Below are 1,073 nucleotides of genomic sequence, written 5' to 3'. Positions count from 1 at the left end.
GTGGGTTGGCCGTTGATGAGGCGGTTGAGGTGCCAGGGGTTGGTGTTGTGGAGGGGGGTGGGGAGGAGTTCGGTGGGGAGGTTTTGGTAGGCGACGGGGCGGAGGAAGCGGTTGATGGCGAGGGTGCCGACGGAGGTGGTGCGGGTATCGGAGGTCGCGGGGTAGGGGCCGCCGTGGACCATGGCGTGGCCTACTTCGACGCCGGTGGGCCAGCCGTTGACGATGATGCGGCCGGCTTTTTGTTCGAGGGCGGGGATGAGGGGCGCTGCGGTGGGGTAGTCGTGGTTGGTGAGGTGGAGGGTGGCGGTGAGTTGGCCTTCGAGGCGGGTGATGGCGTCGAGGAGGTCGCTGGTGGTGGTGTAGCGGATGACCAGGGAGGCTGCGCCGAAGATTTCCTGGTGCAGGATTTCGTTGGTGAGGAAGTCCTTGACCTGGGTCGCGTAGATGGCCGGGGCGGGGGCGTTGTGGGTTTGGCCGTCGGCGCCCTGTCCGAGGACGGTGACGCCGTCCGCAGAGCCCAGTGCTTCGGTTCCGGTGTGCCAGGATCCGGCGATGCTTTCGGTGAGCATGGTCTGCCCGGCGCAGGTGGTGATGGCGTGGTTGACGGCGGCGGCGAACTTGTCGCCTGCGTCGCCGGTGGGGGCGAAGAGGAGTCCGGGGGAGGTGCAGAGTTGGCCTGAGCTGCCGGTCACGGCGGCAACATACTGCTGGGCGAGGGCGTCGATGTTGGCGGTGGGGCCGGTGAGGGCGCCTTCGAAGACGATGACGGGGTTCAGGGAGGACATTTCGGCGTAGACGGGGATGGGTTCGGGGCGGTTGGCGGCGGTCCGGGTCAGGGCGGTGCCGGCGGCCTGGGAGCCGGTGAAGCCGACGGCTTTGATGTTGGGGTCGGCCACGAGGGCTTGGCCGATGCTGGTGCCGGGGCCGTAGATGAGGGAGAACACGCCGGGGTGCAGGCCGTGGTCGGTGATGGCTTTGGTGATGGCGTGGCCGACGAGTTCGCTGGTGCCGGGGTGGGCGTTGTGGGCTTTGAAGACCACGGGGCAGCCGGCGGCGAGGGCGGAGGCGGTGTC

At 68.7% G+C, this 1,073-nt stretch carries 1 protein-coding gene; it reads right to left on the bottom strand.

What is annotated here, in order from left to right; translation table 11 throughout:
• On the bottom strand, positions 1-1,073 hold a 1,073-nt coding region (locus ACU18_RS18535; protein ID WP_050687953.1), incomplete at both ends, for an aldehyde dehydrogenase family protein.

This window comes from Arthrobacter sp. ZBG10, from assembly GCF_001238605.1.
Lineage (GTDB): Bacteria > Actinomycetota > Actinomycetes > Actinomycetales > Micrococcaceae > Arthrobacter.
The sequence above is the reverse complement of the archived record's forward strand: the minus strand, read 5'-3'. Positions and strand labels throughout refer to the sequence as shown.